This is a genomic window from Rouxiella sp. S1S-2 (assembly GCF_009208105.1).
In the GTDB taxonomy this organism is placed as follows: domain Bacteria; phylum Pseudomonadota; class Gammaproteobacteria; order Enterobacterales; family Enterobacteriaceae; genus Rouxiella.
On sequence record NZ_WFKL01000001.1, the window covers coordinates 1,025,941 to 1,052,590 of the forward strand.

The 26,650-nt window shown below is 51.5% G+C and carries 21 protein-coding genes and 1 other RNA gene; 14 read left to right on the plus strand and 8 right to left on the minus strand.

What is annotated here, in order from left to right; genetic code table 11:
• Nucleotides 1-75 precede the first annotated feature (75 nt).
• Nucleotides 76-960, plus strand: a complete 885-nt coding sequence (mscS, locus tag GA565_RS04770; RefSeq protein ID WP_084984473.1) for a small-conductance mechanosensitive channel MscS — start codon at nt 76-78, stop codon at nt 958-960.
• A gap of 73 nt (nt 961-1,033) precedes the next feature.
• Here the strand turns inward: mscS and GA565_RS04775 are convergent, their stop codons facing one another.
• Nucleotides 1,034-3,886: a glycoside hydrolase family 18 protein gene (locus GA565_RS04775; RefSeq protein ID WP_152197554.1), complete on the minus strand. Its 2,853-nt coding sequence runs from the start codon at nt 3,884-3,886 to the stop codon at nt 1,034-1,036.
• 346 nt (nt 3,887-4,232) lie between these two features.
• Here GA565_RS04775 and argO point away from each other — a divergent pair, with 346 nt between their 5' ends.
• Both argO and GA565_RS04785 read left to right on the plus strand, forming a co-directional pair.
• Nucleotides 4,233-4,850, plus strand: coding sequence for an arginine exporter ArgO (gene argO / locus GA565_RS04780; RefSeq protein WP_152197555.1), 618 nt, complete (start codon nt 4,233-4,235; stop codon nt 4,848-4,850).
• A gap of 80 nt (nt 4,851-4,930) precedes the next feature.
• Nucleotides 4,931-5,665 (plus strand): oxidative stress defense protein, encoded by a 735-nt coding sequence (locus GA565_RS04785; protein ID WP_152197556.1) that lies wholly within the window; start codon nt 4,931-4,933, stop codon nt 5,663-5,665.
• Nucleotides 5,666-5,798: 133 nt separating this feature from the next.
• On the opposite strand, the gene GA565_RS04790 is transcribed toward GA565_RS04785, so the two are convergent.
• Nucleotides 5,799-6,701 carry a LysR family transcriptional regulator ArgP gene (locus tag GA565_RS04790; protein ID WP_055772597.1) on the minus strand — a complete coding sequence of 301 codons (903 nt, stop codon included), beginning with the start codon at nt 6,699-6,701 and terminating at the stop codon, nt 5,799-5,801.
• 186 nt (nt 6,702-6,887) lie between these two features.
• On the opposite strand from GA565_RS04790, the gene rpiA reads away from it, so the two are divergent.
• Entirely contained in the window at nt 6,888-7,547 is a 660-nt protein-coding gene (gene rpiA, locus GA565_RS04795) for a ribose-5-phosphate isomerase RpiA (protein WP_055773157.1), read from the plus strand.
• A 364-nt stretch (nt 7,548-7,911) separates the two neighbouring features.
• Nucleotides 7,912-9,150 carry a phosphoglycerate dehydrogenase gene (gene serA, locus GA565_RS04800; protein WP_055772600.1) on the plus strand — a complete coding sequence of 413 codons (1,239 nt, stop codon included), beginning with the start codon at nt 7,912-7,914 and terminating at the stop codon, nt 9,148-9,150.
• A gap of 93 nt (nt 9,151-9,243) precedes the next feature.
• Here the strand turns inward: serA and GA565_RS04805 are convergent, their stop codons facing one another.
• From GA565_RS04805 to zapA, 4 genes are all read right to left on the minus strand, one after another.
• On the minus strand, nt 9,244-11,745 hold the full coding sequence (locus tag GA565_RS04805) for an Ig-like domain-containing protein (protein WP_152197557.1): 2,502 nt from the start codon (nt 11,743-11,745) through the stop codon (nt 9,244-9,246).
• 152 nt (nt 11,746-11,897) lie between these two features.
• Nucleotides 11,898-12,500: a 5-formyltetrahydrofolate cyclo-ligase gene (locus tag GA565_RS04810; RefSeq protein WP_152197558.1), complete on the minus strand. Its 603-nt coding sequence runs from the start codon at nt 12,498-12,500 to the stop codon at nt 11,898-11,900.
• Between the two features lie 36 nt (nt 12,501-12,536).
• A non-coding RNA gene (gene ssrS, locus GA565_RS04815) (6S RNA) lies at nt 12,537-12,719 on the minus strand.
• A gap of 60 nt (nt 12,720-12,779) precedes the next feature.
• Entirely contained in the window at nt 12,780-13,109 is a 330-nt protein-coding gene (zapA, locus tag GA565_RS04820; protein WP_009637913.1) for a cell division protein ZapA, read from the minus strand.
• Nucleotides 13,110-13,314: 205 nt separating this feature from the next.
• Here zapA and GA565_RS04825 point away from each other — a divergent pair, with 205 nt between their 5' ends.
• The 7 genes from GA565_RS04825 (at nt 13,315) to gcvP (ending at nt 22,788) form a co-directional block, all read left to right on the plus strand.
• On the plus strand, nt 13,315-13,887 hold the full coding sequence (locus GA565_RS04825) for a YecA family protein (protein ID WP_055772618.1): 573 nt from the start codon (nt 13,315-13,317) through the stop codon (nt 13,885-13,887).
• Nucleotides 13,888-13,992: 105 nt separating this feature from the next.
• A complete protein-coding gene (gene pepP, locus GA565_RS04830; RefSeq protein WP_152201314.1) occupies nt 13,993-15,306 on the plus strand; it encodes a Xaa-Pro aminopeptidase in 1,314 nt (437 codons plus the stop codon).
• Between the two features lie 4 nt (nt 15,307-15,310).
• On the plus strand, nt 15,311-16,489 hold the full coding sequence (gene ubiH, locus GA565_RS04835) for a 2-octaprenyl-6-methoxyphenyl hydroxylase (protein WP_152197559.1): 1,179 nt from the start codon (nt 15,311-15,313) through the stop codon (nt 16,487-16,489).
• Nucleotides 16,490-16,545: 56 nt separating this feature from the next.
• Entirely contained in the window at nt 16,546-17,769 is a 1,224-nt protein-coding gene (ubiI, locus tag GA565_RS04840) for an FAD-dependent 2-octaprenylphenol hydroxylase (RefSeq protein ID WP_152197560.1), read from the plus strand.
• Between the two features lie 377 nt (nt 17,770-18,146).
• Nucleotides 18,147-19,241: a glycine cleavage system aminomethyltransferase GcvT gene (gene gcvT, locus GA565_RS04845; protein ID WP_152197561.1), complete on the plus strand. Its 1,095-nt coding sequence runs from the start codon at nt 18,147-18,149 to the stop codon at nt 19,239-19,241.
• A 90-nt stretch (nt 19,242-19,331) separates the two neighbouring features.
• A complete protein-coding gene (gene gcvH, locus GA565_RS04850) occupies nt 19,332-19,718 on the plus strand; it encodes a glycine cleavage system protein GcvH (protein ID WP_152197562.1) in 387 nt (128 codons plus the stop codon).
• A 196-nt stretch (nt 19,719-19,914) separates the two neighbouring features.
• The gene (gene gcvP / locus GA565_RS04855; RefSeq protein ID WP_152197563.1) at nt 19,915-22,788 is read left to right on the plus strand and encodes an aminomethyl-transferring glycine dehydrogenase; all 2,874 of its coding nucleotides are present in this window, start codon (nt 19,915-19,917) and stop codon (nt 22,786-22,788) included.
• Between the two features lie 172 nt (nt 22,789-22,960).
• On the opposite strand, the gene GA565_RS04860 is transcribed toward gcvP, so the two are convergent.
• Both GA565_RS04860 and GA565_RS04865 read right to left on the minus strand, forming a co-directional pair.
• Complete coding sequence (locus tag GA565_RS04860; RefSeq protein ID WP_152197564.1) at nt 22,961-23,536, minus strand: chorismate mutase; 576 nt, start codon at nt 23,534-23,536, stop codon at nt 22,961-22,963.
• A 125-nt stretch (nt 23,537-23,661) separates the two neighbouring features.
• Nucleotides 23,662-24,339, minus strand: a complete 678-nt coding sequence (locus GA565_RS04865) for a GntR family transcriptional regulator (protein WP_084983385.1) — start codon at nt 24,337-24,339, stop codon at nt 23,662-23,664.
• A gap of 134 nt (nt 24,340-24,473) precedes the next feature.
• On the opposite strand from GA565_RS04865, the gene GA565_RS04870 reads away from it, so the two are divergent.
• Together GA565_RS04870 and GA565_RS04875 are read left to right on the plus strand one after the other, a co-directional pair.
• Nucleotides 24,474-25,184: a DUF2848 domain-containing protein gene (locus GA565_RS04870; RefSeq protein WP_152197565.1), complete on the plus strand. Its 711-nt coding sequence runs from the start codon at nt 24,474-24,476 to the stop codon at nt 25,182-25,184.
• A 44-nt stretch (nt 25,185-25,228) separates the two neighbouring features.
• Nucleotides 25,229-26,584, plus strand: coding sequence for an amidase (locus GA565_RS04875; protein WP_152197566.1), 1,356 nt, complete (start codon nt 25,229-25,231; stop codon nt 26,582-26,584).
• The last annotated feature ends 66 nt before the right edge of the window (nt 26,585-26,650 follow it).

Consider the following 26,650-nt stretch of genomic DNA (forward strand, 5'->3'; position numbering starts at 1 on the left):
AAGGGCTTAGGCATCATTCGTCGTGCATTTTAGTGCGAATGTCTGGTTTCATTATTGCTTGCTAGGGTGTGTGAAATGGAAGATTTGAACGTGGTAGGCGGCATTCATAATGCCGGAACGTGGTTTGTCAGAAATCAGGAATTGCTGGTCCATTACGCGGTTAATATCGTCGCTGCCATCGCCATTCTGGTGGTGGGCTTAATTGTTGCTCGCGTGGTTTCTGGCGCAGTCAGTCGGGTGATGCGTCTTCGTGGCATTGACCTGACGGTTTCCGATTTCCTGTCTGCGCTGGTGCGTTATGCGATTATTGCCTTTACGCTGATTGCCGTTCTGGGGCGTATTGGCGTGCAGACCACCTCGGTTATCGCCGTTATTGGTGCCGCCGGTTTGGCCGTAGGTTTGGCATTACAGGGTTCACTGTCGAACTTTGCGGCGGGCGTGTTGCTGGTTATCTTCCGTCCTTTCCGCGCCGGTGAATATGTCGATTTGGGTGGCGTAGCGGGTACGGTAACGCAGGTGCAGATCTTCTCTACTACGCTGCTAACCGTTGATAATAAAGTCATTGTTGTACCAAACGGTAAAATCATCGCCGGTAACATCATTAACACCTCGCGTGAGCCAACCACCCGTACTGATATCATCGTCGGTGTGGCTTATGATGCTGATATTGCGTTGGTTAAAAAAGTATTGGGTGACATTGCCAATGCCGATGAGCGTATGCTCAAAGACAAAGGCGTGGTGATCCGTTTGAACGAAATGGGCGCGTCGACGTTGAACTTCGTGGTGCGTTACTGGACCACCAACGGCGATTCTCAAAACGTTAAATGGGATCTGCTGGAGAAATTTAAGGAAGCGCTGGATGCCAACAACATTGGCATCCCGTTCCCACAGATGGACGTGCATCTGTATCGCAGCGCCGAGGCGCAGGCTAAGCAGGAAGAAGCGGCCAAGGCCGAGTAATCCTGACTGAAATTGAACGACAAAACGCCCTGATTTCAGGGCGTTTTACTTTCTAGGTTAAACTGCTTTCAGATTACTTGGTGAATAGCTTCCAGGCTTCGGTCCAAGCGCTGCCGGTGCCTGGCGCGTAGAAGCCTGCCGCCTGTCCACACCAGCCGTGACGACCATCATCATTGCGGCATTCATAATGTTTGCCATCTGTACCGGTGACGATATCGCCGCCTTTATATTTTGTACCCTCTTTATAGGCAGGGTATTTGGTATCCGGTTTGATTTCATCGTCGGGTTTAACCGCTTCCTTAACGATAGTCAGATGCTCTAATTTTTCCGCAAAAACAGAATCACGGCCGCTCTTAGTCTGAATAAAAACGTCAACATCGTACTCGCCGACAGGTAAGGCTTTAGTGTTATATATAAAGTCTGGTGTTTTATTCTTCTTGATGTACAAGGATTCTTTTGCTCCTCGATGACTGATCTGCCATTGATATGAAATCGCATTGGGAACATTGCTTTCGGCAGTTAAATTAAGCGTATGACCTTGAGTAATCACTCTGCTGCCAATGATACTGGCTGTTGCAGGAATGAAGGTCATTTTGACATAGTCAGTGGCTGTTTTTCCGTCTTTATTTACCACGGTTAACTCAAATACCGCTTGGTTTGTGGTCGGAATTTTATTGTTCTTGAAATTGCTGGCTACTTGCGCAAAAACAGACTTACCCTGCAGGCTTTGGCCTGTTTGTGCAGGATCGTCGCCTAATTCTCTTAATTCCATAGGCACTGTACTTTGAAGAATTTTCCAATGATAAGAGACAGCGTGTTGACTCAATCCTCCATCAAGCAAATTCATGGTTCCGGGCCAGCCATCGCTTTTAATTTTAACAATATCTTTGCCTGCATTGGCAATCGGCAGCTCGGCCTGACCTTCTTCTTTCTCTAAGCAATACGCCTGACCGTCAAAACGATAGGTCATCGGGCCTGATACCGTTTCAGCAACTTTTGTTGCCTGACCTTTGGCATCTTTTTCGACCACTGCGGTATTAACTTCGCCGTTGTAGTGTTCGCTGAAACTGTAATAGTTACCGTCGGCTTTTTTGTTACACACCGCGGCATTCATGGTGTTGAGGATCAGGCCATTGTCGGTCGAACTTGCCCAGGCGAAGAGGCCACCGAGATTATATTTTTTCATCAGTTCGCCCTTGGCGATAACTGAACGCTGCGAGTCGAGAGTTTCAACGTGGGCGCCAACGGTGTGGGCATCGTTCGATTTTGGCTCCCAGACGTAAGCCGCTTCAGCCTGTTTGTCGTAATAGAAATCTTTGCCTTTAGCGATGTAATTATCGTAAATTTCGCGGAAGTCAGTCACGCCATTTTCAAACGTACCATGACTGCCCAAGCCTTCACGGCTGACAGATTTGCCATCGGCAATGCCGTGCCAGAACAATTTATCCAGCTTGGCCGGCACGCGAACGGTGTGCCAACCGCGGCTGTAAGAGGCTGCGCCGATCACCAGTTTGGTAGACGGGAATTCTGGGTTATTGTCCAAAATGGCGTTAACCGCACCCTCGGTGCTGAAGCCGCGCATCGCTTCTGCGCCGGTAATTTTTTGACCTTTTGCATCAACAATCTCTTGGCCGATATCATCTTTCAGATTTTTATCTGCGCCCTCGGCGAAGTAAGCACCGATCAGCGGTTTTGCATGAACGGCGGTCTGATGCCCCGGGTTGCGGCTAAACGCCCCGTACATGTCATAAGACATGATATTAACAAAGTCGAAGTCGTCTTTTACCGCGTCAAAATCAATCGCAGCCAGTTTGGCCGGAGATGCGCTGACGGCGGCGCTCAGCTGTTTGCTGCCTTTGCCGAATTCACTGTCCATCGCCACGCGCAGTTCATGCACCACGTGGGTGTAAGCTTCTTTTTCTTTGTACATGCCGCTTAATGCCAGCCCCTCTTTATGCGTTGTTGGGCCGCCGCCGCCGACGAATTCCCAATCGAGATCGATGCCGTCTACGTAAGGATGATCTTTGAGGAACTGAACGACAGATTTAACAAAAATAGCGCGAGAGGCTGAGGTTTCTGCCATGCCGTTGAAGGGGGAACTGAGCGTCCAGCCACCGACAGAAACCATTACCTTCAGGTTTGGATGCGCTTTTTTCATTGCCTCCATCGCTTTAAACATGAAGTGTGAAGCCTGCGGATCAAATTTTGTTAAATTGAAGTCGCCCTGCTGCTTGGCCGGCGAGTTTTTACCCGCCGATTCATCCCAGCTCACATCACCATTTTCGGTTGGTAGAGGACCTTGACCACACATGCCTTTAATGATCTTCTGGCCGCGCAGATTGCCTTCGGCCTTAAGGCCGTCATTTTCACTTGGTTTTAGCGTGCCCGTCGGGCGCTCGGCACCGTAGTCACACATGCCGATAAAGCTGTAGAACACATGGGTCAGATTTTTTGCCGGTGTAAATTCGGCAGGATGAGCCTGATCCCAATATGACCACTCGGGAACATAGAGGCCCACGATTTTACTGTTTTTAGTCACGTTAAAAGGAACGTTATGTTCCATATTCCCCGCATAACCATTGGTGGTTAATTTTCCGGTTGATTCCGGATTAACGTCATGCGCATCTTTATATTTTACGTTGACCAATTCATAGTTAATTGGGCTGTGCGGGTGTTGGCCTGCCATCTCCGAATCTACCCAAGTTGAACGCCATTTTAATTTTGCCGTTGGGCGATCGCCGCGGTATTTACTGACCGCACCCGATTCGCCTTGCTCTACAGGTTTGAGCGTACCCGACTCTTTTGCCGTTATTTCAACGGTTCCGTCAGGCATTTGAGCGTTGAAGCGGGCTGCAATAACATTGGCCCCATAAAGTGCAGAACAAGTTGCAATAGCAACCATTGAAAGTTTAATAATCTTTTTCATAATACCCCTGTTACGAACTTATTATATATAAATTTAATCGATTGAAAATTGGACTTACTCGTCACGAGGTATTATCTGTTCTCTACGCGAATATAAAAGAAGTTCAGAATGAGATTCGTCTATTAATCGATGAGAGTATTAGTATCTTTTTATTAATTTAATTTTTATTTAAAAGGCTTAATAAATAAAAGGGGTTTACAGGTTTAATTTTTATTAGAATTAAAAAGAGATCTCAACATAAGCCTAACTAATGCTCGATTAGAAAAATCCATTTCCTCTAATGTTCACTCTTGCATACACTGCGCGGCAGAAACCTTTTCCAGACTTGTTATAAGGAAGTTTTGCCATGTTTTCGACATTCTTACAGGGAATGATGCTGAGTGCCGCGATGATTTTGCCGATCGGTCCGCAAAATGCGTTTGTGATGAATCAGGGTATCCGCCGCCAATATCATCTGATGATTGCGGGGCTTTGTGCAGCCAGCGATATTGCCCTGATTTGCGCCGGAATTTTTGGCGGCAGTGCGCTGCTCGACAACTATCCCACGCTGCTGTTTATTGTGAGCTGGGGCGGCGTGGCTTTTCTGCTGTGGTTTGGCTGGGGCGCTTTTCGTACCGCCATGGCGGCTAACCCGCTGCAGGTTGAAGCCACAGTGATGGCAAAAAGCCGCTGGCGGATTGTGGTGAGTATGATGGCGGTAACCTGGCTTAATCCGCACGTTTACCTTGACACCTTTGTGGTTCTGGGTAGCCTCGGTGGGCGTCTTGCCAGCGATGAGCGCTCGTGGTTTGCATTAGGGGCGGTACTTTCTTCAACGCTGTGGTTTTTTGGCCTGGCGATGTTAGCCGCGCTGCTCTCTCCTTGGTTAAACAAAGGAAAAACCCAGCGGGCGATTAACACCGTTGTGGGATTGGTGATGTGGGGCATAGCCCTGCAGCTGGCGCTACAGAACCTGCATTTCTGAATAATTTATCACTAATCTTAATTTCGCTGCCAAACTACTGTGCTAGTGTTGTTGCTCACCAGATGAATGAGGGAAACACTGTGAAATTGAAAGCATTGGCTATGGCCGCCATGTTGGGATTAGGGACACTACCTGCTGCACTTCAGGCTGCTGAAGTGCCAGAAGGGCCGCATGTGGTAACTTCAGGTACAGCGAGCGTTGATGCCGTTCCAGACATCGCTACGTTGGCAATTGAAGTCAATGTTTCCGCGAAAGACGCTGCCTCGGCCAAGAAACAGGCCGACCAGCGCGTAGCCGAGTATTTTGCCTTCCTGCAGAAGAACGGCATTGATAAGAAAGACATTAACGCCGCCAATCTGCGCACTCAGCCAGAATATAACTACCTGAAAGACGGCAGCAGCGTGCTGAAAGGCTATCGCGCCGTGCGTCAGGTGCAGGTCACCCTGCGCAAGCTCGACAAACTCAATGAGCTGCTTGATGGCGCGCTGAGTTCCGGCTTAAACGAGATCCGCGCCGTTGAACTGGGCGTTGCCAATCCGGATACCTACCGTGACCAGGCACGCCAGAAGGCTATCGATAACGCTACGCAGCAGGCTAAAGCGCTAGCCGAAGGCTTCCACAGCCAGCTTGGACAGGTTTACAGCATTCGCTATCACGTTGCCAACTATCAGCCGATGCCGGTTGCCAGAATGTATAAAACGGCCGACGCCACTGGACAAAGTGATGCCGCTCAAACCTACGAGCAGCAGAGCATTCACTTTGACGATCAGGTAGATGTGGTGTTTGAACTGAAAAACGGCGACGCAGCTAAATAACGTTTTTTACTTAAAACCCGTCGAGCTACAGGTAGGCGGCAAAATGAGCTGTTCCCAAGGCGCTTAGTCCACTCAGTGACTTGGGTGAGTGAGTGAAGCCAACACCCCTGTAGCTTGAATGATGAACAGTAAATTAGTCTTGTCGGAGTACCTGACGGCCGTGTGCAAGAAGGGCGTCAGTGACTTTTCTCATCATGCGGCTTTCCGGTGCGAAACGGTGCCAGAACAGCATTCGGCGCTGGAAAAGACCCGGCGTTAAATCGATTAACTCGCCGCTTTCCAACTCTTTTTCAATCTGCAAATGCGGGATCATACAGCACGTCGTGCCCTGACGGGCGAGCTGTACGAAAGCTTCCGACGAGTTCACGATGTGACACGGCACGCTGCCCGGCGATAAATCAAAGTTCTGCTGTAAAAATGCCTGATGCATGTCGTCGAGATGGTCAAAGGCTACCGCCGGTGCTTTAAGCAGCGCAGAGCGGGTAACGCCATTGGGGAAATAACGCTCGGCAAAGCCTTTTGAGGCCACAAACAGATAATCAAGTGCACCGAGCTGGTCCACAAGGCAGCTTGGCAAAGGCTGCGGCTGAATACTGACGGCCCCCACCACTTCGCCACGGCGCAAACGTTCCTGAGTACGGGTTTCGTCCTCGACCTGCATGTTCAGACGAATAGGGGAGTCAACCAGCACCGATTTCAGCGCCGGTAGAAGCCAGGTTGCCAGACTGTCGGCGTTCACCGCCAGAGAGAGCAGCAGCGGGGTGTCATTGCTGTCGTTGATGTTATCACCGCCCAGCCACTCTTCTTCAAGCAGTTCCACCTGATGCAGCAGCGCCAGCAGCTTTTGGCCCTGTTCGGTTGGACGAGGAGGAACAGTACGCACCAGCAGCGGCTGTCCGAATAAATTTTCCAACTGTTTAATTCGTTGAGAAACGGCGGATTGGGTAATACACAGCTTTTGTGCCGCACGTTCAAAGCCGCGCTCACGGATCACAGCGTCCAGCGCTTGCAACGTTCTATAGTCTGGGCGTTTCATCGAAAATCTATTCCTTGCTCGTCTGGAATTAAAACCTATTCAGACACTATGCCACAGTTCATTCAAATTTGTGGCGCACAAAATCTTCCGCTTTTTGGGCATAAGTGTACTCCCCAATTGCTCAGACCATGCTTTATACTGATCACCACTTCAAGGCAGATTGTCTACTGAAAGAGAAAAATGACCATGACTCAGGATGAACTGAAAAAAGCGGTGGGTTGGGCAGCGTTGGAATATGTCACACCAGGCACGATTGTTGGCGTAGGCACCGGTTCAACGGCGGCGCATTTTATTGATGCGCTCGGTTCGATTAAACACCAGATTGAAGGCGCGGTGTCCAGCTCTGACGCGTCAACGGCCAAGCTTAAAAGCCTCGGCATTCACGTGTTTGATAGCAACGAAGTTGACGAACTCGACATCTACGTCGACGGTGCGGATGAAATCAACGGTCACATGCAGATGATCAAAGGCGGCGGCGCGGCGCTGACCCGTGAAAAAATCATCGCCGCTATCTCCCGCAAGTTTATTTGTATCGTTGATGCCTCCAAGCAGGTCGACGTGCTGGGAAAATTCCCGCTGCCGATTGAGGTTATCCCAATGGCGCGCTCCTATGTAGCACGTGAACTGGTGAAGCTCGGCGGCCTGCCGGAGTATCGCCAGAACGTGGTCACCGACAACGGCAACGTTATTCTGGATGTACACAACCTGAGCATTCTTGACGCCATCGCGCTGGAAAATAAGTTAAACGCCATTGCCGGCGTAGTGACTGTTGGACTGTTTGCCAACCGGGGTGCAGATATCGCGCTGGTGGGTTCGCCAGACGGCGTAAAAGTCATTAAAAAGTAGTGCTGGCGATAAGCTTACGATCTCTTTGGGGTCGTTAGCATAATGTAATGTTATGAAGATGATAATTTACCGCCTGAATCATCTTTTATTTAAAACGGCCAATTTGGTGACTTATGTCACATAAAGACGCCGTTTTGACGTTTGCTTCCACGCTGTTCCAGAATTTGAGTATTAAGTTCTGAAAAATGTAGGACCAGCTAGGGCTTGTGCTATCGGGTAGGCAATCGTTTGTATTGCCCGTAGCAAAAATTTTGTTATGTTGACTGTGAACTGCATAAAGCAGTGACTTCTGAAGTCTGCATTCAGCATGAATAACTTTCGGTATGCGTTACTGCCGGTATGAATAAAACAGTAGGGTCGGGAAATGGCAAAAGTATCACTCGGAAAAGACAAAATTAAGTTTCTGCTGGTTGAAGGTGTCCATCAAAGCGCTATCGACACGCTTCACGCAGCGGGTTATACCAATATCGAGTTTCATAAAGGGGCGCTGGATAGTGAAGCGCTGAAAGAGTCAATCCGTGATGCGCATTTCGTCGGGATCCGATCCCGTACCCAACTGACCGAAGAAGTCTTTGCTGCTGCTGAAAAACTGGTTGCCGTCGGTTGTTTCTGCATTGGTACCAACCAGGTAAGCCTGAATTCTGCGACCAAGCGCGGTATTCCGGTATTTAACGCGCCGTTCTCCAACACCCGATCCGTGGCAGAAATGGTGCTGGGCGAAATGCTGCTGCTGATACGCGGCATTCCGGCTGCTAACGCCAAAGCGCACCGTGGTATCTGGCACAAGCTGGCCGTCGGTTCTTATGAAGCACGAGGAAAACGTCTGGGTATTGTGGGCTATGGCCATATCGGTACGCAGCTGGGTATTCTGGCCGAAGGTCTGGGTATGAAGGTCTACTTCTATGATATCGAAAGCAAACTGCCGCTAGGCAATGCGCAGCAGATCCCAAGTCTGACCGAGCTGCTTAACACCAGCGACGTGGTCACCATGCATGTGCCTGAAACCGCCAACACCAAAGATATGATTGGTGCTGAAGAGTTGGCACAGATGAAGCCTGGCTCGCTGCTGATTAACGCCTCACGCGGAACCGTTATTGATATCCCTGCACTGTGTGACGCGCTGCGCAGCAAGCACCTTTCAGGTGCTGCCATCGACGTATTCCCGGAAGAACCTGCGACCAACAGTGACCCGTTCATTTCGCCGCTGTGTGAGTTTGATAACGTGATCCTGACACCGCACATCGGCGGGTCTACCATGGAAGCGCAAGAAGGTATTGGTTTGGAAGTGGCCGGTAAACTGGCGAAATACTCAGACAACGGTTCTACGCTGTCTGCGGTTAACTTCCCGGAGGCTTCGCTGCCAATGCACAGCGAAAAAGCCAGCCGTTTGCTGCACATCCACGAAAATCGTCCTGGCGTATTGACCAGTATCAACCAGATTTTTGCCGAGCAGGGCATCAACATTGCTGCTCAGTATCTGCAGACCAGTCCAGAAGTGGGTTATGTGGTTATCGACGTTGAAGCCGATATCGAAACCGTTGATAACGCGCTGCAGCTGATGAAAGCCATCCCAGGCACCATTCGCGCGCGCCTGCTTTACTGATTGATTTTTTAGCAATTTTAATTTTTGAATGGCAAAAGGGGCATCGAGAGATGCCCCTTTTCATTAATATCACAGCTGTAAAAAAGTCAGCCGCTATTTACAGCTAGCGTGCATATTTTTGTCACCAATTTCGCGCCAAACTCCCCATGTACCATCGACACCCGGCACATTGCCTACCGTCCACCAACCGTTCATCCATTGTTTCCCCTGATAAGATACTTTTACACAGGGCTTAGGATAGGTTGTTGAGGATATCCATTGAGGGTTGGCTGCGGTTGCCGCAGGTTTTTGCGTAACCTGAGTTTCACTGGTGGCACTTGCACCGTGCGAATCCGTCACTGTGACGTTAAAACGGTAGGTGGTTTGTTTTTCCACGGCGGGGAATGATGCTGTAGCCTGAATGGTTTGAGCATTTTTGAGAGTAATTTGTGGGCCAGAAGATATCTGTCTCCACTGGTACTTCAGGCTGTCGCCGTCAGGGTCGCTGCTGCCCACGGCCGATAAAATGACGCTGCCTGAACCGGTAATTTCTGCTGGCGTGGCTTTTGCAACGGCAGTCGGAGCATGATTCTCTGGCTGATTATCGTCTCCATCATTGCTTTTTTTCTCGATATTGAGAATAAAATCATCAAAATGTACGTCTGATGTTGCCCCCGCTTTTTTCGTTGCCTGCACTTGAACTTCGAGTAGCGTTGCCTGTGCTGGTAGGTCAACTGAGACCGTATTATCCAGCCAACGTTTGTAGAGGCCTTGAGTATTTACCTGCGCCGTTTTAAGCGTCGCCCCCGCTGCATTTTTAGCAATCAAATAGACAGTACCGTAATCACCGTCTCCAAAACCATTGCTCTTGAATTGCAGTTTGGCAACGCTATTGCCCTGACTGACTAAAGACTTGTCCAAGGCGATGCTCTGGCTTATTTGGTCGTGGGTGGCATTATTGGCCGCGCTATTATTGATTCTCGCGGTAAAGAAGTATTTCCCTTTGGCTGGCAGGATACCGTCCTGGCTGGTCACCACGCGGAATTGTCCCTGAGTCAGTTTCCAGCCACTTAGGTTGCCGGTTTCTGCGCCCGCATTTTGCAGCGAGGTGGAGACCTCATCGGGTACAATCTCTTCACCAGATTCGGTAAAGGCTTGTACACGAACAATAATATCGTCTATCGCTGTGTTTTTAGAGGCAACCGCCAAGTGCCATTTTCCAGCAGCGGGCTTGGTCACACCCAAAGAGGTATTCCATGCTTCACGCCCTTTATAGTCGTAATCATTGGCCGAAGGCCAGCTTCCTTTGCTGAGATAAAGGCTAAATTTGCTGGTTTCTTCGTGCTGCGGACCCGGTACGGCACTGACAGCCAATCTATGGGTATTGGCCGGCACGTTAAGTTCGATACGATGCAGATAATTATTGGATTTGTTCAGCTTAACGCTTTGTTCTGCCAGCATTAGCGATTTTTCGTGATCAAAAGGGATCACTGCTGGATTGTAGCCCGAGATTTTTGCCGCATTATCTCGCCAGACTCGCGCCATATTGGCCTTGTTCTTGTCACCGATCGGCAAACCATAGTTGTCTTGCAAATCGGGATTGGAGAAGTAGCCGATATCGTTACCACACTGTATGGTTTGGGTTTTATCGTTGTCCCAGCCATGATTATCGCCACTGCCTGACCAACAATGGTTACCACCGATGTTATGGCTCAATTCATGGCGCAGGGAAGTTGAAGCGTAGAGCGCGTTAATACTGTAGCGGCCATTGAGGTAGGCCCAGCCAATAGCCGTATCATCATTATTACCCTCGAAAAAAACAGCGACGAGGTCGGGGCCATGTTCAGACATACCTTTGCTAAATAGTTGATTTATCTGTGATAGCGTATCGCCAGTAATCGAGTAATCCTGATCAATGATTTGTGTGCCTACCAGCCTGACGCGTATTTTTTCAATGCGGGAGTTTTTTAAAGCCTGATTGACTGTGGTTAACTGAGCAAGCGCGAAGGCTTCAGGATCAATAATCGTTTTCGCTGCGGCTTTTGAGAAACCGGCAAGAACATCGATAACAATATAGCCGTCTTTATCAATATCTCCTTGGTAAAGAGAGCTGCCATCTCGCGCCAAAGTTTGTAAAGCATCGCCTTGAGTTGCGGGGATTAGCGTATCTTCTTGGGAAAAAATGGGTTTTTTGAACGTGATTTGAGTTTGTTCACCTGAAGGTGTGCTGTAAATAATTTTATGCTGATCGGGATACATCGCCAGAAAACTTTTGTCTTCACGAACGACCAGAACCATATCCGTTGACCCTGCAGAGCGGCTTAATGACGGCATTTTTCCGGTATAAACAGCGGCGTCTTTATACTTCGTATCCCTGACCATTGTTGCCGTAGAGGATGCCGACAACTCGGTTACTGATACTGAGTCGGTATCGCGCAAAAGCGCTGACAGCTTAAGAAACTGACCTTTTTCTCGTTCACTGCTGCTAGACATAGGAGCCTGAATATTAGGCAACATGAAAGCTGCTGTTTTAGCAGATACATCATTAGCATTCGCACTATTGATCGATGCTATTACCGCGAGTGCTGCAAGTGTTAATCCGTAGTGTTTTTTCATGTTCACTTCCCTATGTAATATAATGTAACAATAATCTGATGAGGATTTTGCTATATAAAACATAGAGAAAACGTCTATCTTGGCTAAGAAGTCTCTTTAATTTTCTAAGAAGAAAGGTAATGCAAAGGAGAGGAGGGAACTAAGCTGCGGAGTTAATCCGGCCAGCACCAACTTTTGCCCGGCGTCAAAATCTCGGGCAGCGGAATATCCCACTCCTCACTCGGCAACGTATTCACCCACTGGCAGTCGTGGGCAATACCTATCGGGTAAGGGCCACTTTCGCGCCAGTGCTGCAGCGTACGGTCATAAAATCCACCGCCCATACCCAAGCGTTGCCCCAGTGAGTCAAAGGCGACGAGCGGCGTGAGGATGATGTCTAACTGATTGAGCGGCAAAATCTCTCTCACGTCGAGCACCGGTTCAAGAATATTCAGACGATTCCGTACGAGCTTTGTCTCGGGACGATAGCGTAGAAACAGCAAATGGCCCACCGTGAAAGGGTGCAGTACTGGCAAATAAAGCGTTTTGCCCTCTTGCCACAGTCTGTCTATCAGCGGCGCAGTGTCGAGTTCTCCGTCAAAAGACAGAAAAACGGACAACGTTTTAGCCTGCTGAACTTTGGGATGATTGGCGATGCGCTGCGCTGCTTGCAGGGCAAACTGCTGTTGTTGCTGCTGGGTAAGTTGTTTTCTGCGCTGGCGTACTTCGGTACGAATAGCTTGCCTGATCAGCGCGTGTTGAGCTGTAAAGGACATAGAAAAAGCCAAAGAAGAGAGTGCGGGAAAGAAAGGGGAATCTCCGAGATGCCGCCGCAGGCTGTAACCCTTGAACCCATGGTTCAAGGTGAACGTTCAGTCACAATCTTTAGGCTTCTCGGCGGACCGAGCATGCGCACCGATTGCGGATCATCACATTCTGTTGGTACTAATTATCGGCTCAGGGGACGGGCCCGCTGGCAAACATCTCAGAGAAATTTTGTATTCTTACTGTGGAATCAGTCTCTCACGTAATGAGATAAATATCAACAGTTTGACTTATTCGAAAGGCGCCCCTTCACGTTCAGTGATGCGTCCTTGTTCGAGCAAAGCCTGCTCGATGGTTTGTTGCAACATGCGAATACGCTGTTCCATATTGGAGGCATAGTCGCGAGTTTTCAAGCGTTCTTGAGCAAGTTCGTGACAAACATTCAATGCCGCGATAAATACGAGTTGCTCTGTATTTGTGACTCTAGTGCGAACTTTAAGATCTTGCAACCGCTGATTAAGATCCTCGGCAGCCATGTTCAACGCTTCTTGTTGTTCTGGCGGACAATTTACTCTTAATGAGCGACCAAAAATTTGTATATCTACCGGTTGTGCAGACATGCCACCTTCCTGCCAAATTATTCGCCAGCCCCCGAATGAAACACTGCCAAACGCGCAGGACATCGAAAGCGGGCGCAACTATATATACCTCACCCCTGATTTGCAACGCCGTTTAGCGCGGACGCTTGGCTCGCGAATCTGGTACTGAGACTTGCCTTGGTGGTAGCATAACACGAACTTATCCAGCCAACGATGGCGAATGCGCATGTCTATTGAGAATACTTATCCAAACTATGATTCGCTGAATCAAAATCTGAAGCAGCAGTCTGTTGCCCTGACGCCTGCGGAAATGCATGGACTTATCAGTGGCTTACTCTGCGGCGGCAACCGTGACGGCAGCTGGTTGACGCTGGTGCATGACCTGACCAACGAAGGGATGGCCTTTAGTCACTCGCTGGCCGACATGCTTCAACAACTCCGAAAAATCACCTCGGACACGCTGGAAGACGACAGTTTTGAATTTAAAATGCTGATGCCGGACGACGATACCAGCGTGTTTGAGCGTGCCGATGCGCTGGCTGGTTGGGTTAACCACTTCATGCTCGGGCTTGGCATGATGCAGCCTAAACTTGCTCAGGTGAAAGGCGAGGTCGGTGAAGCGATTGACGATCTGCGCAGCATCGCACAACTGGGTTACGAAGAAGACGAAGATCAGGAAATGCTGGCTCAGTCGCTCGAAGAAGTCATCGAATATGTACGCGTATCGGCAATCCTGTGCTTTGGTGAATTTGGACACAGCAGGCCGACCGCGGCGGAAAATCAGCGTACCTTGCACTAAAATTTTTGGGTTTTAGCACCCAAGCTTGACAATAAAACGAATAAAAACAGCCCAGTTAACGTGGATAACATCCGATTTCAGGAGCAGGTGATGACAACAGTGAGCATTACTCAGCAGGAATACGAAGCGCGTCGTCAGGCACTTATCGCCAAGATGGCACCCGGCAGTGCGGCCGTTATTTTTGCTGCCCCGGAGGCAACCCGTAACGCTGACAGCGAATACTCGTATCGTCAGAGCAGCGATTTTTGGTATCTGACCGGCTTCAATGAACCGGAAGCTGCACTGGTACTGGTGAAAAGCGATGAAAATCATAATCACAGCGTGCTGTTTAACCGCGTGCGTGATTTAACCGCTGAAATCTGGTTTGGTCGTCGACTGGGGCAAGACGCCGCGCCTTCACGTCTGGGTGTGAACCGTGCACTGCCGTTTGACGATATCAACGACCAGCTTCACCTGCTGTTTAACGGACTGGATGTGCTCTATCACGCGCAGGGCAATTATGCCTACGCCGACGGCATTGTTGACCGGGCGATGGAAAAATTGCGTAAAGGCTTTCGGCAAAATCTTTCTGCGCCTGCCACTGTTACCGATTGGCGTCCCTGGGTGCATGAGATGCGCCTGATCAAATCGCCGCAGGAAATTGCCGTGATGCGCCGCGCCGGTGAAATTACCGCCAAAGCGCACACGCGCGCGATGCAAACCTGCCGCGCGGGCATGTATGAATATCACCTTGAAGGCGAAATTCACTACGAATTCAGTCGCCACGGCTCTCGCACGCCGTCTTACAACACCATCGTGGGCAGCGGTGAAAATGGCTGCATTCTGCATTACACCGAAAACGAAAGTGAGCTGCGCGATGGCGATTTAGTGTTGATTGATGCGGGCTGTGAATACCAAAGCTATGCGGGTGATATTACTCGCACTTTCCCGGTCAGCGGCAAATTCACTCCGGCACAGCGCCAGATTTACGACATCGTGCTGGCATCCGAATATAAGGCGCTTGAAGTCTTTGGCCCGGGCAGCAGTATTCAGGAAGCCACTGAAGCCGCGGTACGCGTGATGGTTGAAGGATTGGTAGGCATTGGCGTGATGAAGGGCGACGTTGACCAACTGATTACCGAACAGGCACACCGCCAATTCTTCATGCACGGCTTGTCTCACTGGCTGGGGCTAGATGTGCACGACGTTGGCAACTATGGCACTACCGACCGCAGCCGTAAGCTGGAACCGGGCATGGTATTGACCGTCGAACCAGGCCTTTACATCGCGCCGGACGCCGACGTACCGAAAGCCTATCGAGGCATCGGAATTCGTATCGAAGACGACATCGTTATCACTGAAACCGGCATTGAAATTCTGACCGGGGACGTGGTGAAAGAGGCCGACGATATCGAAGCTCTGATGGCGGCGGCAAGATAACGCGATGAGCATGATTATTGTAGGCGGTGGCATGGCCGGTGCCACGCTGGCATTGGCGGTGTCCTCACTGACTCAGGGCCGAGTGCCGATTCACCTGATTGAAGCAACCTCACCCGATGACTTCACTCATCCGGGATTTGATGCGCGCGCCATTGCACTGGCGCAGGGCACCTGCCAGCAGCTGGCGGGGATTGGTGTCTGGTCGGCCTTATCCAACTGCGCTACGCCGATCACTGACATTCATGTCAGCGATCGCGGCCACGCCGGGTTTGTGAATCTCAATGCCAATCACTATGGCGTAGAGGCATTAGGGCAGGTTGTTGAGCTGCACGACGCAGGCCAGCATCTTTTTGCCCTGTTGACTAAGGCGCCGGGTGTGCATCTGCACTGTCCAGCTCGCGTGGTGTCGGTGAGTCGCCAAGCCGACAGCGCCAGCGTGACGCTAGACAACGGTGAAACGCTGCAAGCTAGCCTGCTGGTGGCCGCCGACGGCTCAAATTCTACGCTGGCGCAGGCCTGTGGCTTAAGCTGGCAGCGTGAAAGCTATCAGCAGATAGCCACCATTGCCAACATCACCACCGGACTGCCTCACGCCGGTCGCGCATTCGAAAGATTTACCGAGCATGGCCCGCTGGCGCTGCTGCCGATGTCGAAAGGCCGCAGCTCGCTGGTGTGGTGTCATCCCCTTCAACGACGCGATGAAGTGAACGGCTGGAGCCATGAACAGTTCTTGCATGAGCTACAAAAAGCCTTTGGCTGGCGCCTGGGTAAAATGCAGCAAACCGGCGCACGTCACAGTTATCCCCTACAATTACTCACCGCCAGCGGACATATTAGCCATCGGCTGGCGCTGGTGGGCAATGCAGCGCAAACGCTGCATCCGATTGCCGGACAGGGCTTTAACCTCGGCCTGCGCGATGTCATGACGTTGAGTGAAACCGTGGCCCACGCGTGGCGGCAGAATCAGGATATCGGCAGCTATCAGGTACTGAGTCGCTATCAACAGCGCCGCCAGCCGGACCAGCGCGCAACCGTCGGCATAACCGATGGTCTGGTGCGTCTGTTTGCCAATCGCTATACGCCACTGGTGGTAGGGCGTAATCTTGGCCTGATGGCCATGGAACGCATCCCTACGCTGCGTGACGCCTTTACTCGCCGAACGCTGGGCTGGACAGAACGCTGAATGCGCTTGCAAAGGCCTTGTCTGACCGCAGAAAAATGACAGGAATAAAATAAATTATGCAATCTTTTGATGTGGTTATCGCCGGCGGTGGCATGGTCGGACTTGCGCTAGCCTGCAGCCTAAGCGGCAGCGGTCTGCGCATTGCCGTGCTTGAAAACCGTCAGCCTGATGATAATCCACTGCCCGAAATCCCTGGCGTACGCGTTTCGGCAATCAACGCCGCCAGCGAGCGCCTGCTGCAGCACATTGGTGCCTGGGACAACATTATTGCCCAACGCACCAGTCCGTATCAGGGGATGGAAGTGTGGGATCGCGACAGTTTTGGCAAAATCGCCTTTCGCAGCGACGAATACGGTTTCAGCCATCTGGGACACATTATCGAAAATGAGGTCATTCACCGAGCGCTGTGGCAGCGCGCCGAGCAGCTCAGTGATATTGAAATCTTTGCACCCGCGCAGCTAAAAAACGTGGCCTGGGGCGAGAATGAAGCCTTTATCAATCTTGAAGACGGCCGCATGATCACCGCCCGTTTAGTGGTGGGTGCCGACGGTGCACATTCATGGCTACGCCAGCATGCCGACATTCCGTTGACCTTCTGGGATTATCGTCATCATGCACTGGTGGCGACAATTCGTACCGAAGAGGCGCACCAATCTGTGGCACGGCAGGTGTTTCACGGGGAAGGTATTTTGGCCTTTTTACCGCTGGCCGATGCGAATCTTTCCTCCATCGTCTGGTCGGTTTCTCCCGAAGAGGCCGAGCGTTTGCTTGCGTTATCCGAAGAAGAGTTCAACAAGGTTCTGGCCAGCACCTTTGACCTGCGCCTCGGCGTGTGTCAGGTGGTGAGCGAACGCCAAACCTTCCCGCTGACCGGCCGCTATGCGCGAAGCTTTGCCGCACAGCGTCTGGCGTTAATCGGTGATGCGGCGCATACCGTACATCCGTTGGCCGGGCAGGGCGTGAACCTCGGCTTTATGGATGCGGCGGAGTTGTCTTCTGAAATCAAACGATTACAGCGTGAAGGTAAAGACTTTGGGCAGCACATGTATTTACGTCGCTATGAGCGCAAACGTAAGCACAGCGCGGCGGTGATGCTGGCCAGTATGCAGGGCTTTCGTGAACTGTTCGCCGGCAATAATCCGGCCAAAAAACTGCTGCGTGATATTGGCCTGACGCTGGCGGACTCGTTGCCGGGCGTGAAGCCAAAATTGCTGCGTCAGGCGATGGGGCTGAATGATTTACCCGAGTGGCTGCAGACCAAAGAGCTTCAGCTGAAATAATCTAATTCCATTCCTTTTTTTCCATTACTTTTTCTAATCTGGGGTCGGGTTTCGCGAACGGCATATGACGCGAAATTCGGCCTCGGCGTTATATAACATCGAGCAATTTATAGTTTAATTATAGATTTTGCGTCATAAACCCCATTTTTCCAGTCAAAAACTCTGCATCATACGACCCGAAAATTCCTGACAACCTCACAGTAATGTATATTTTAACTTATGGTTAGCAGGGGCATTCAGTGATAACGTTCAACGAAAGGTATCGTTTGCGTCGGCACAGTTCTTGCACCGGTTTTCTTTAAACAGGCTATCTCGATATCCATTGAGCCGCTGATTGAGGATCGGGGTAATCGCTTCGGAAAAGAATGAGGAATAAGATGACAAAGCAGACTCGGTTATATGATGAACACGTCGCCTGTGGTGCGCGCATGGTCGATTTTCACGGCTGGATGATGCCGCTGCACTATGGTTCCCAGATTGATGAACACCACATTGTTCGTCAGGATGCCGGCATGTTTGACGTCTCCCATATGACCATCGTCGATTTGCACGGTGCACGCACTCGCGAGTTCCTCCGTTATTTATTAGCCAACGACGTCGCCAAACTGACTCAGCCAGGTAAAGCGCTCTACACCGGCATGCTCAATGCCTCCGGCGGGGTTATTGATGACCTGATTGTCTATTTCTTTACTGAAGACTTCTTCCGCCTGGTCGTGAACTCTGCAACCCGTGAAAAGGACCTGGAGTGGATTACCGAACACGCCAAGCCATTTGCCATTGAACTGACCGTTCGTGATGACCTGGCGCTGATCGCCGTGCAGGGTCCGCAGGCAAAAGAACGCGCCGAAACACTGTTTACCGACGAGCAAAAACAGGCGGTAAGCGGCATGAAGCCTTTCTTCGGTGTACAGGCCGGTTCACTGTTTATCGCTACCACGGGTTATACCGGTGAAGCGGGTTATGAAATTGCTCTGCCGCAGGAAGAGGCTGCCGACTTCTGGCAGAAGCTGCTGACCGCAGGCATAAAACCTGCTGGCTTGGGCGCACGCGACACGCTGCGTCTGGAAGCGGGCATGAATCTTTATGGTCAGGAAATGGATGAAGGCGTTTCGCCGCTGGCCGCCAATATGGGGTGGACTGTCGCCTGGCAGCCGGAAGATCGTCGTTTCATCGGTCGCGATGCGCTGGAAAAACAGCGTGAAGCGGGCACCGAGCAGCTGGTTGGTTTAATCATGACCGAAAAAGGTGTATTACGTAATGAGCTGCCGGTGCGTTTCACCGATGCGGCCGGTAATGTGCTCGAAGGCGTGATCACTAGCGGTTCGTTCTCTCCAACCTTGGGCTATAGCATTGCGCTGGCTCGCGTGCCTGCGGGCATTGGCGAGCAGGCGATTGTGCAAATCCGCAACCGTGAAATGCCGGTTCGCGTGACCAAGCCAGGCTTTGTCCGTAACGGTAAAAGCCTGGTGTGATGGACGAATAATCTATTGATTATTAACGTTTACCGCCTTGAAAATTATTGATTTCAAAAAATTAATTAAAAACTTTTCCGGAGATTATTTATGAGCAATGTTCCAGCAGAATTGAAATACGCCACCTCTCATGAATGGGTTCGCTCAGAAGGTAATGGCATTTACAGCGTAGGTATCACCGAGCACGCGCAAGAATTACTGGGCGACATGGTGTTTGTCGACCTGCCAGAAGTTGGCCACACCGTTGCCGCCGGCGAAGACTGCGCCGTTGCCGAGTCTGTAAAGGCAGCGTCTGATATTTATTCGCCAATCAGCGGCGAAATCGTGAAAGTTAACAGCGAATTGGAGTCATCTCCTGAATTAGTTAACAGCGCACCGTACGGTGAAGGCTTCTTGTTCCATATTAAAGCCTCTGACGAAGCAGAGCTCGGCAACTTGCTTGATGCCGCAGGCTACGAAGCCACTCTGGAAGACTAATTTCTCGTCGCTCTTGACGTTACTGCGGCGTTGGCAGCGTTTGTTTGCCCCAGTCACTGACTTATGTAAGCTCTTGGGACTCTACAAACCTGCCGCCTTGCTGTAACGCCAATGACGGAAATAAATGTTCTTGGTATAGACAAAGATTTAGAAAACTCCCGATACCTCAATGCAAGATTTCAGGAATGCGTAGCACATGACTCAGACTCTCAGCCAACTTGAACACAGCGAAGCCTTTATTGGTCGCCATATCGGTCCTTCATCTTCACAGCAACAGCAAATGCTGGAAACCGTAGGCGCGAGTTCGTTAAACGCCTTGATCCAGCAAATTGTTCCGGCGGATATCCAGTTACCTGGCCCACCGGCTGTGGGCGATGCGGTAACCGAGCATCAGGCGTTGGCTGAGCTGAAAGCGATTGCCAGCCAAAACCAGCGTTACAAATCCTATATCGGGATGGGTTACAGCGCGGTGCTGACTCCGCCGGTCATTCTGCGCAACATGCTGGAAAATCCAGGCTGGTACACGGCGTATACGCCGTATCAGCCAGAAGTTTCTCAGGGGCGTCTCGAGGCGTTGCTGAACTTCCAAACCTTGACTCTTGACCTCACCGGTCTGGACCTGGCGTCTGCTTCTTTGCTTGACGAAGCGACCGCCGCCGCTGAAGCGATGGCGCTTGCCAAGCGTGCCAGTAAACTCAAAGACGCCAACCGCTTCTTCGTGGCCGATGACGTGCACCCGCAGACGCTGGACGTCGTGCGTACCCGTGCCGAGACTTTTGGTTTTGATATCATCGTTGATAAAGCTGAAAAAGTACTGGATCTCGACGGCGTGTTCGGTGTGTTGGTGCAGCAGGTTGGCACCACCGGCGAAGTACACGACTACAGTGCGCTGTTCGCTGAACTGAAATCGCGTAAAATCATCACCAGCGTGGCCGCTGACATCATGGCGTTGGTGCTGCTGAGCGCACCGGGCAAGCAGGGCGCCGACGTGGTATTCGGTTCTGCGCAACGCTTTGGCGTACCAATGGGCTACGGCGGTCCACACGCTGCGTTCTTTGCCTGCCGCGACGAGTTTAAGCGCTCAATGCCGGGTCGCATCATTGGTGTTTCACGCGATGCCGCCGGTAACACCGCGCTGCGTATGGCGATGCAAACTCGCGAGCAACATATTCGCCGCGAAAAAGCCAACTCCAACATTTGTACCTCTCAGGTGCTTCTGGCCAACATCGCCAGCCTGTACGCCGTTTTCCACGGCCCTGAAGGTTTGAAACGCATTGCCGGGCGCATTCATCGCCTGACCGACATTCTGGCCGCTGGCCTGAAAAAAGGTGGCCTGACCCTGCGCCACAACAGCTGGTTCGACACCCTGACCGTTGAGGTGCAGGATAAAGCCGCCGTATTGGATCGCGCCCTGAGCTTTGGTTTAAACTTCCGTACGGATATTCACGGTGCGGTGGGCATCACGCTCGACGAAGCGACTTCACGCGAAGATGTGCAGGTACTGTTCGCGGTGCTGCTTGGCGACGAAAATGGTTTGGATATCGACCAACTCGACAAGGCTGCCAGCACGGACAGCAACTCAATTCCTGCCGCCGTACTGCGTCAGGATCCGATCCTGACCCATCCGGTGTTCAACAAGTTCCACAGTGAAACCGAGATGATGCGCTATATGCACCGCCTCGAGAAAAAGGATCTGGCGCTGAATCAGGCGATGATCCCGCTGGGTTCTTGCACCATGAAACTTAACGCCGCCGCAGAAATGATCCCTATCACCTGGCCGGAGTTTGCCGAGCTGCACCCGTTCTGCCCTGTTGAGCAGGCGGGCGGTTATCAGCAGATGATTGGTCAGCTGTCTCAGTGGCTGGTTCAACTGACGGGGTATGACGCCGTTTGTATGCAGCCTAACTCGGGTGCACAGGGCGAGTACGCGGGCCTGCTGGCTATTCGCCATTATCACGAAAGCCGCAACGAAGGCAGCCGCCATATCTGTCTGATCCCAAGTTCGGCGCACGGTACTAACCCGGCGTCTGCGCAGATGGCGAGCATGTCTGTGGTCGTGGTGGCCTGTGATAAACAGGGCAACATCGATTTAAGTGACCTGCGCGAAAAAGCGGCACAGGCGGGCGATGCGCTCTCTTGTATCATGGTGACCTACCCGTCAACCCACGGCGTGTATGAAGAAACCATTCGTGAAGTGTGCCAGATTGTTCATCAGTACGGCGGTCAGGTTTACCTCGACGGCGCTAACATGAATGCGCAGGTCGGTATCACAACCCCGGGTTACATCGGCGCGGACGTGTCGCACCTTAATCTGCATAAAACATTCTGTATCCCACACGGCGGTGGCGGTCCGGGCATGGGCCCAATCGGCGTAAAAGCCCATTTAGCACCGTTTGTCCCAGGCCACAGTGTGGTACAGATTGACGGCGTATTGACGCAAAACGGCGCAGTTTCTGCGGCACCGTTTGGCAGCGCATCAATCTTGCCAATCAGCTGGATGTACATCCGCATGATGGGGGCAGAAGGTTTGAAGCAGGCAAGTCAGGTCGCGATTTTGAATGCAAACTACATTGCTACCCGTTTGAAAGAGGCTTATCCGGTGCTGTATACCGGCCGTGACGGCCGCGTGGCGCACGAATGTATTCTGGATATTCGTCCGCTGAAAGAGACCACCGGCATCAGTGAAATGGACATTGCTAAACGTCTGATCGACTACGGATTCCATGCGCCAACCATGTCGTTCCCGGTTGCGGGCACACTGATGGTGGAGCCCACTGAGTCTGAAAGCAAAGTTGAAATTGACCGCTTTATCAATGCGTTGCTGTCTATCCGCGGTGAAATTGCGAACGTGGCCGAAGGCAAATGGACGTTGCAGGACAACCCGCTGGTGAATGCGCCGCACACTCAGGCCGAGTTGGTCAGCGAGTGGAACCACGCCTACAGCCGCGAGCTAGCGGTGTTCCCTGCGGGAAGTGACGACAAATACTGGCCAACGGTGAAACGTCTTGATGACGTTTACGGTGACCGTAATTTGTTCTGCTCATGCGTACCTATCAGCGATTACGAATAATCGCCGCTGGACCAAACCCTGTTGCTTAATCGTGCAGGGTTTACAGCATAAACAAAAAATCCCTGACGTCACTGTCAGGGATTTTTTTATAACGGGCTTATCTCAGGCAATGCGGATACGCCACTGAGGGGCAAAGCGGATTCAACGGCTACGGGTATTTATCCCAGTGCAATTACTTTAAACGCACTTGCTCAAGCGTTTTAAAGAGTTGAATTTTATCGGCTTCACTGAGATTTTTTTGATCAAGCTGGGCAATAAACTCTGCCTGATTGTTTGGCGAAATATGTCCGTTAGCCTTCAACTCAACGGCGAGGCGTTGAAGAATTCGGGTTGATAGCCCTGCAATATCGTTACGGATCTGCTCCAGTGGCCGAGGCTTCCAGTCAGTCTCTGGTGCGGCGAGCCAGTCAGCACGGTAACGATATTGAATGGCCTTGGCGGCGCTCATTTGTGCAACGATAAAGGGTTTGATCGACTCGGGATCGAGGCCCAAACTCTCGGCGGTTTTTTGCGTCGCTGTTAATACTTTGTCTTCCTGCGCCAGCACTTCTACCGGCTGATGGTTTTCTGCCTTGCTGCTGGCTACATCCTTCATATAAGAAAGACGTTCGTTGATTAGCCCCGGTAGATTGCCGTTTTCAGAAGCCTGGGCAAAGACGGGCACCGTAGAAAGGGAAATCAGCGCCAGTAACAGGCAGCCGACGCTTTTTTTAGCGGCAGCATTAACAATATGGCTTACGGCTGTCATCGTTAATTATTCCTTTAATTGTGGGTATCTTGGGTAGGGCAGGTAAGCATCATACGCAATCAGGGAAAAATGGGCAGCAGTAAACCGCTCGTTTTCACACTCAATGGATGACGTTTGCCAACGGTTTACCCTCGCAGCAGCGCATGACGAAACGACAGAATATGCACCTCGGCGGCATCTGCCGCAGCCTGAGCATCCTGTGCCGCCAACGCGTTGATGATAGCCCGATGTTCCTCGATAACTTCCTGCATGTGCCCCTCTTTCGACAGCGAGCTGGCCCAAAACCGTTGCGCCTGAGCGTGCAGTACGCTGAGAATGTCCATCAGCATCTTGTTGCCGGCAATTTTGGCCAATTGCTGATGAAATTGGTTGTCCAGCAACATCATCCCATCCCGGTCGCGCTGTTGGGTTGCCACTTCAATTTGCTGGTTTATCGCTTCAAGGCTGGCAATGTCCTGCGCTGAAATACGCGAACTGGCGAGACGCATGCACAGCATTTCATTGGCCAATCGAACCTCAATCAACTCCAGTGCGTCATCGACAGACAGCGGCGACACCATCACTCCTTTGCGCGGAATAATCTGCAGCAGCCCTTCGTTAGACAGACGGTGGATTGCCTGATTAATCGGCGTGCGTCCCATTGCCAGGTCATTCATTACCTGAGCAGTATTTAAATATTCACCCGGTTTGTAGCTTAGGGTGACCAGCGCCTGCTTAAAACGACGATACGCCTGCTCGTTTAACGATAATCCTGACTCTTCATTCACCGCTCTTTCCTGCGTTTCTGTGACATCAGTCTTCACATCCAGCTCCTGCTGAAAAGATTTTTAGACATTCTACACAAAAACATGGCACGGAAATCGCTTATTTAATGAATGAAGTTATAGTGAAATTTCACTGTGTTTTTAAAAAGAATGCAATAAAGAGGATTTACCCGATGAAACTTACCTTTAGCCTGCCTGCCATTTTAGCCACTGAAAAGCCTGCCAGCCCAAGCGCAGCAACCCTTGAGGTCGAGATAGACAGGCTGGTTATCGCAGGATGGGCCGGGCGCGATCCTGAAGCCATCATGCACCATATTAGTGAACTGGAAGTCCTGGGCGTGCCCCGCCCAAGTGCAGTGCCGCTGTTCTACCGCGTTGCGGCTAACCAACTGACACAAAATAAATCGGTAGAAGTCATTGGAACCGCCAGCTCTGGCGAGGCAGAAGTCTTTATTTTCACTCATCAAGGTGAGCTGTACGTCTCACTGGCTTCGGACCACACCGATCGCGAGTTGGAATCCCACAGTGTGGCGCTCTCCAAACAGCTGTGTGTGAAACCGGTGGCCACGGTGGCCTGGCGCATGAGTGAAGTGGCCGAGCATTGGGACCAGCTTGTTCTGCGCGCCTGGATAAAAGAAGAGGGCGAGTTCCGTTTATATCAGGAAGGCCCGCTGTCGAGCCTGCGTAAACCCGATGACCTGCTGAACCGCTATTTGAACAATGGCGAAGTTCCGGCCGACGGTCTGGGCATGACCTGTGGCACCGTTTCGGCGATAGGTGGCATTCGTCCTGCAACAGAGTTTCGTATGGAACTGGTAGACGAACAATTAGGCCGCACGATTAGCCATACCTATCAAAGTATTGAATTACCCGTCGTCGCCTAATCGCGCCGCTAATCATGACGTATGTTGAAACTGGGAGCATCGCAATGACTTCTCACCTCTCTTTAAGCCTGCAGCAGGCGATTGAACAACTGGCACTCGGCACCGTGACCGCAGAACAACTGACCGAGCAAGCGCTGGAAAATATCAACGTGGCCGAGGGTGAAGGCGCATTGGCATTTACCCACGTTTATGCACAGTGGGCGCGCGAACAGGCGGCGGCTTCAGCGCAACGCCGGGCCTCAGGGGCTGCACTTTCGCCCATCGACGGCGTGCCGATTTCGATTAAAGACCTGTTTGACATAAAGGGTGAAGCGACCACCGGCGGCTCACGGGTTCTGGCCGATGCACCTGTTGCCTCCTCGCATGCCGCCATCGTCGAATTACTGCTAAAAGCCGGTGCCGTCATCGTTGGAAAAACCAATATGACCGAATTTGCCTACTCGGGTCTCGGCATTAATCCGCACTACGGTACACCTGCGAACCCATGGGATCGCGACTCGCGCCGTATTCCGGGTGGCTCATCTTCCGGTGCCGCCGTTTCAGTCAGCGATGCCATGTGTTTTGGCGCCGTCGGCAGTGACACCGGTGGATCCGTGCGTATTCCGGCGGCGTTTTGTGGCCTTACCGGCTTTAAACCTACGGCGCGCAGAATTTCGATGGACGGCGTGTTGCCACTCTCCGTCTCTTTAGACTCCGTGGGGACTATTGCCCACGACGTGGCGAGCTGCGTGGCGCTGGACGCTGCGATCGCCTCTCAGCCTCTATCGTTGACGGTAAAAAAACTCACCGACGCACATTTTGCGGTGCCCCAGACTGTCGTGCTGGATGGCCTGGACACGCAGGTAATTACTGCTTTTTCCCATGCAGTACAAGCACTTAAGCAGGCTGGTGCTAAGGTTTCTGAAATTCCTCTAACAGAAATCGCCGAGCTGGCCACCATTAACGCCACCGGTGGATTTACTGCACTGGAGTCATGGGCCTGGCACAGGTCACTTATCGAACAACGCGCTGACGGTTATGACCCGCGCGTAGTGTCGCGCATTCGCCGCGGTGAACCGCTGGGTGAAAGTGACCGCCAGCGTTTAGTCGAGCAGCGTGCCGACTGGCAGCAGCGCGTCAGTAGCAAGGTCCAACAGTACGACGCCTTGTTAATGCCGACTGTGCCTTTTATTGCTCCCACGATTGTCGAGCTGGAAGCCGACGAAGAGGCCTATTTCCGTGTTAATGGCGCGGCGCTGCGCAATCCGTCGGTGATTAACTTCCTGGACGGCTGTGCGGTGTCGCTACCTTGTCATGCACAAGGTGATGCACCGGTGGGTTTGATGGTGGCTGCACTGCCGATGCAGGACGAGGCGCTAATGAGCTGGGCGTTGGAAATAGAACGCTGCCTTAAAGTTTAAAAATAACAAATATATAAGTATCAAAAGCAATGACTTAACACACATTCACTCCCACTCTGGAAAACG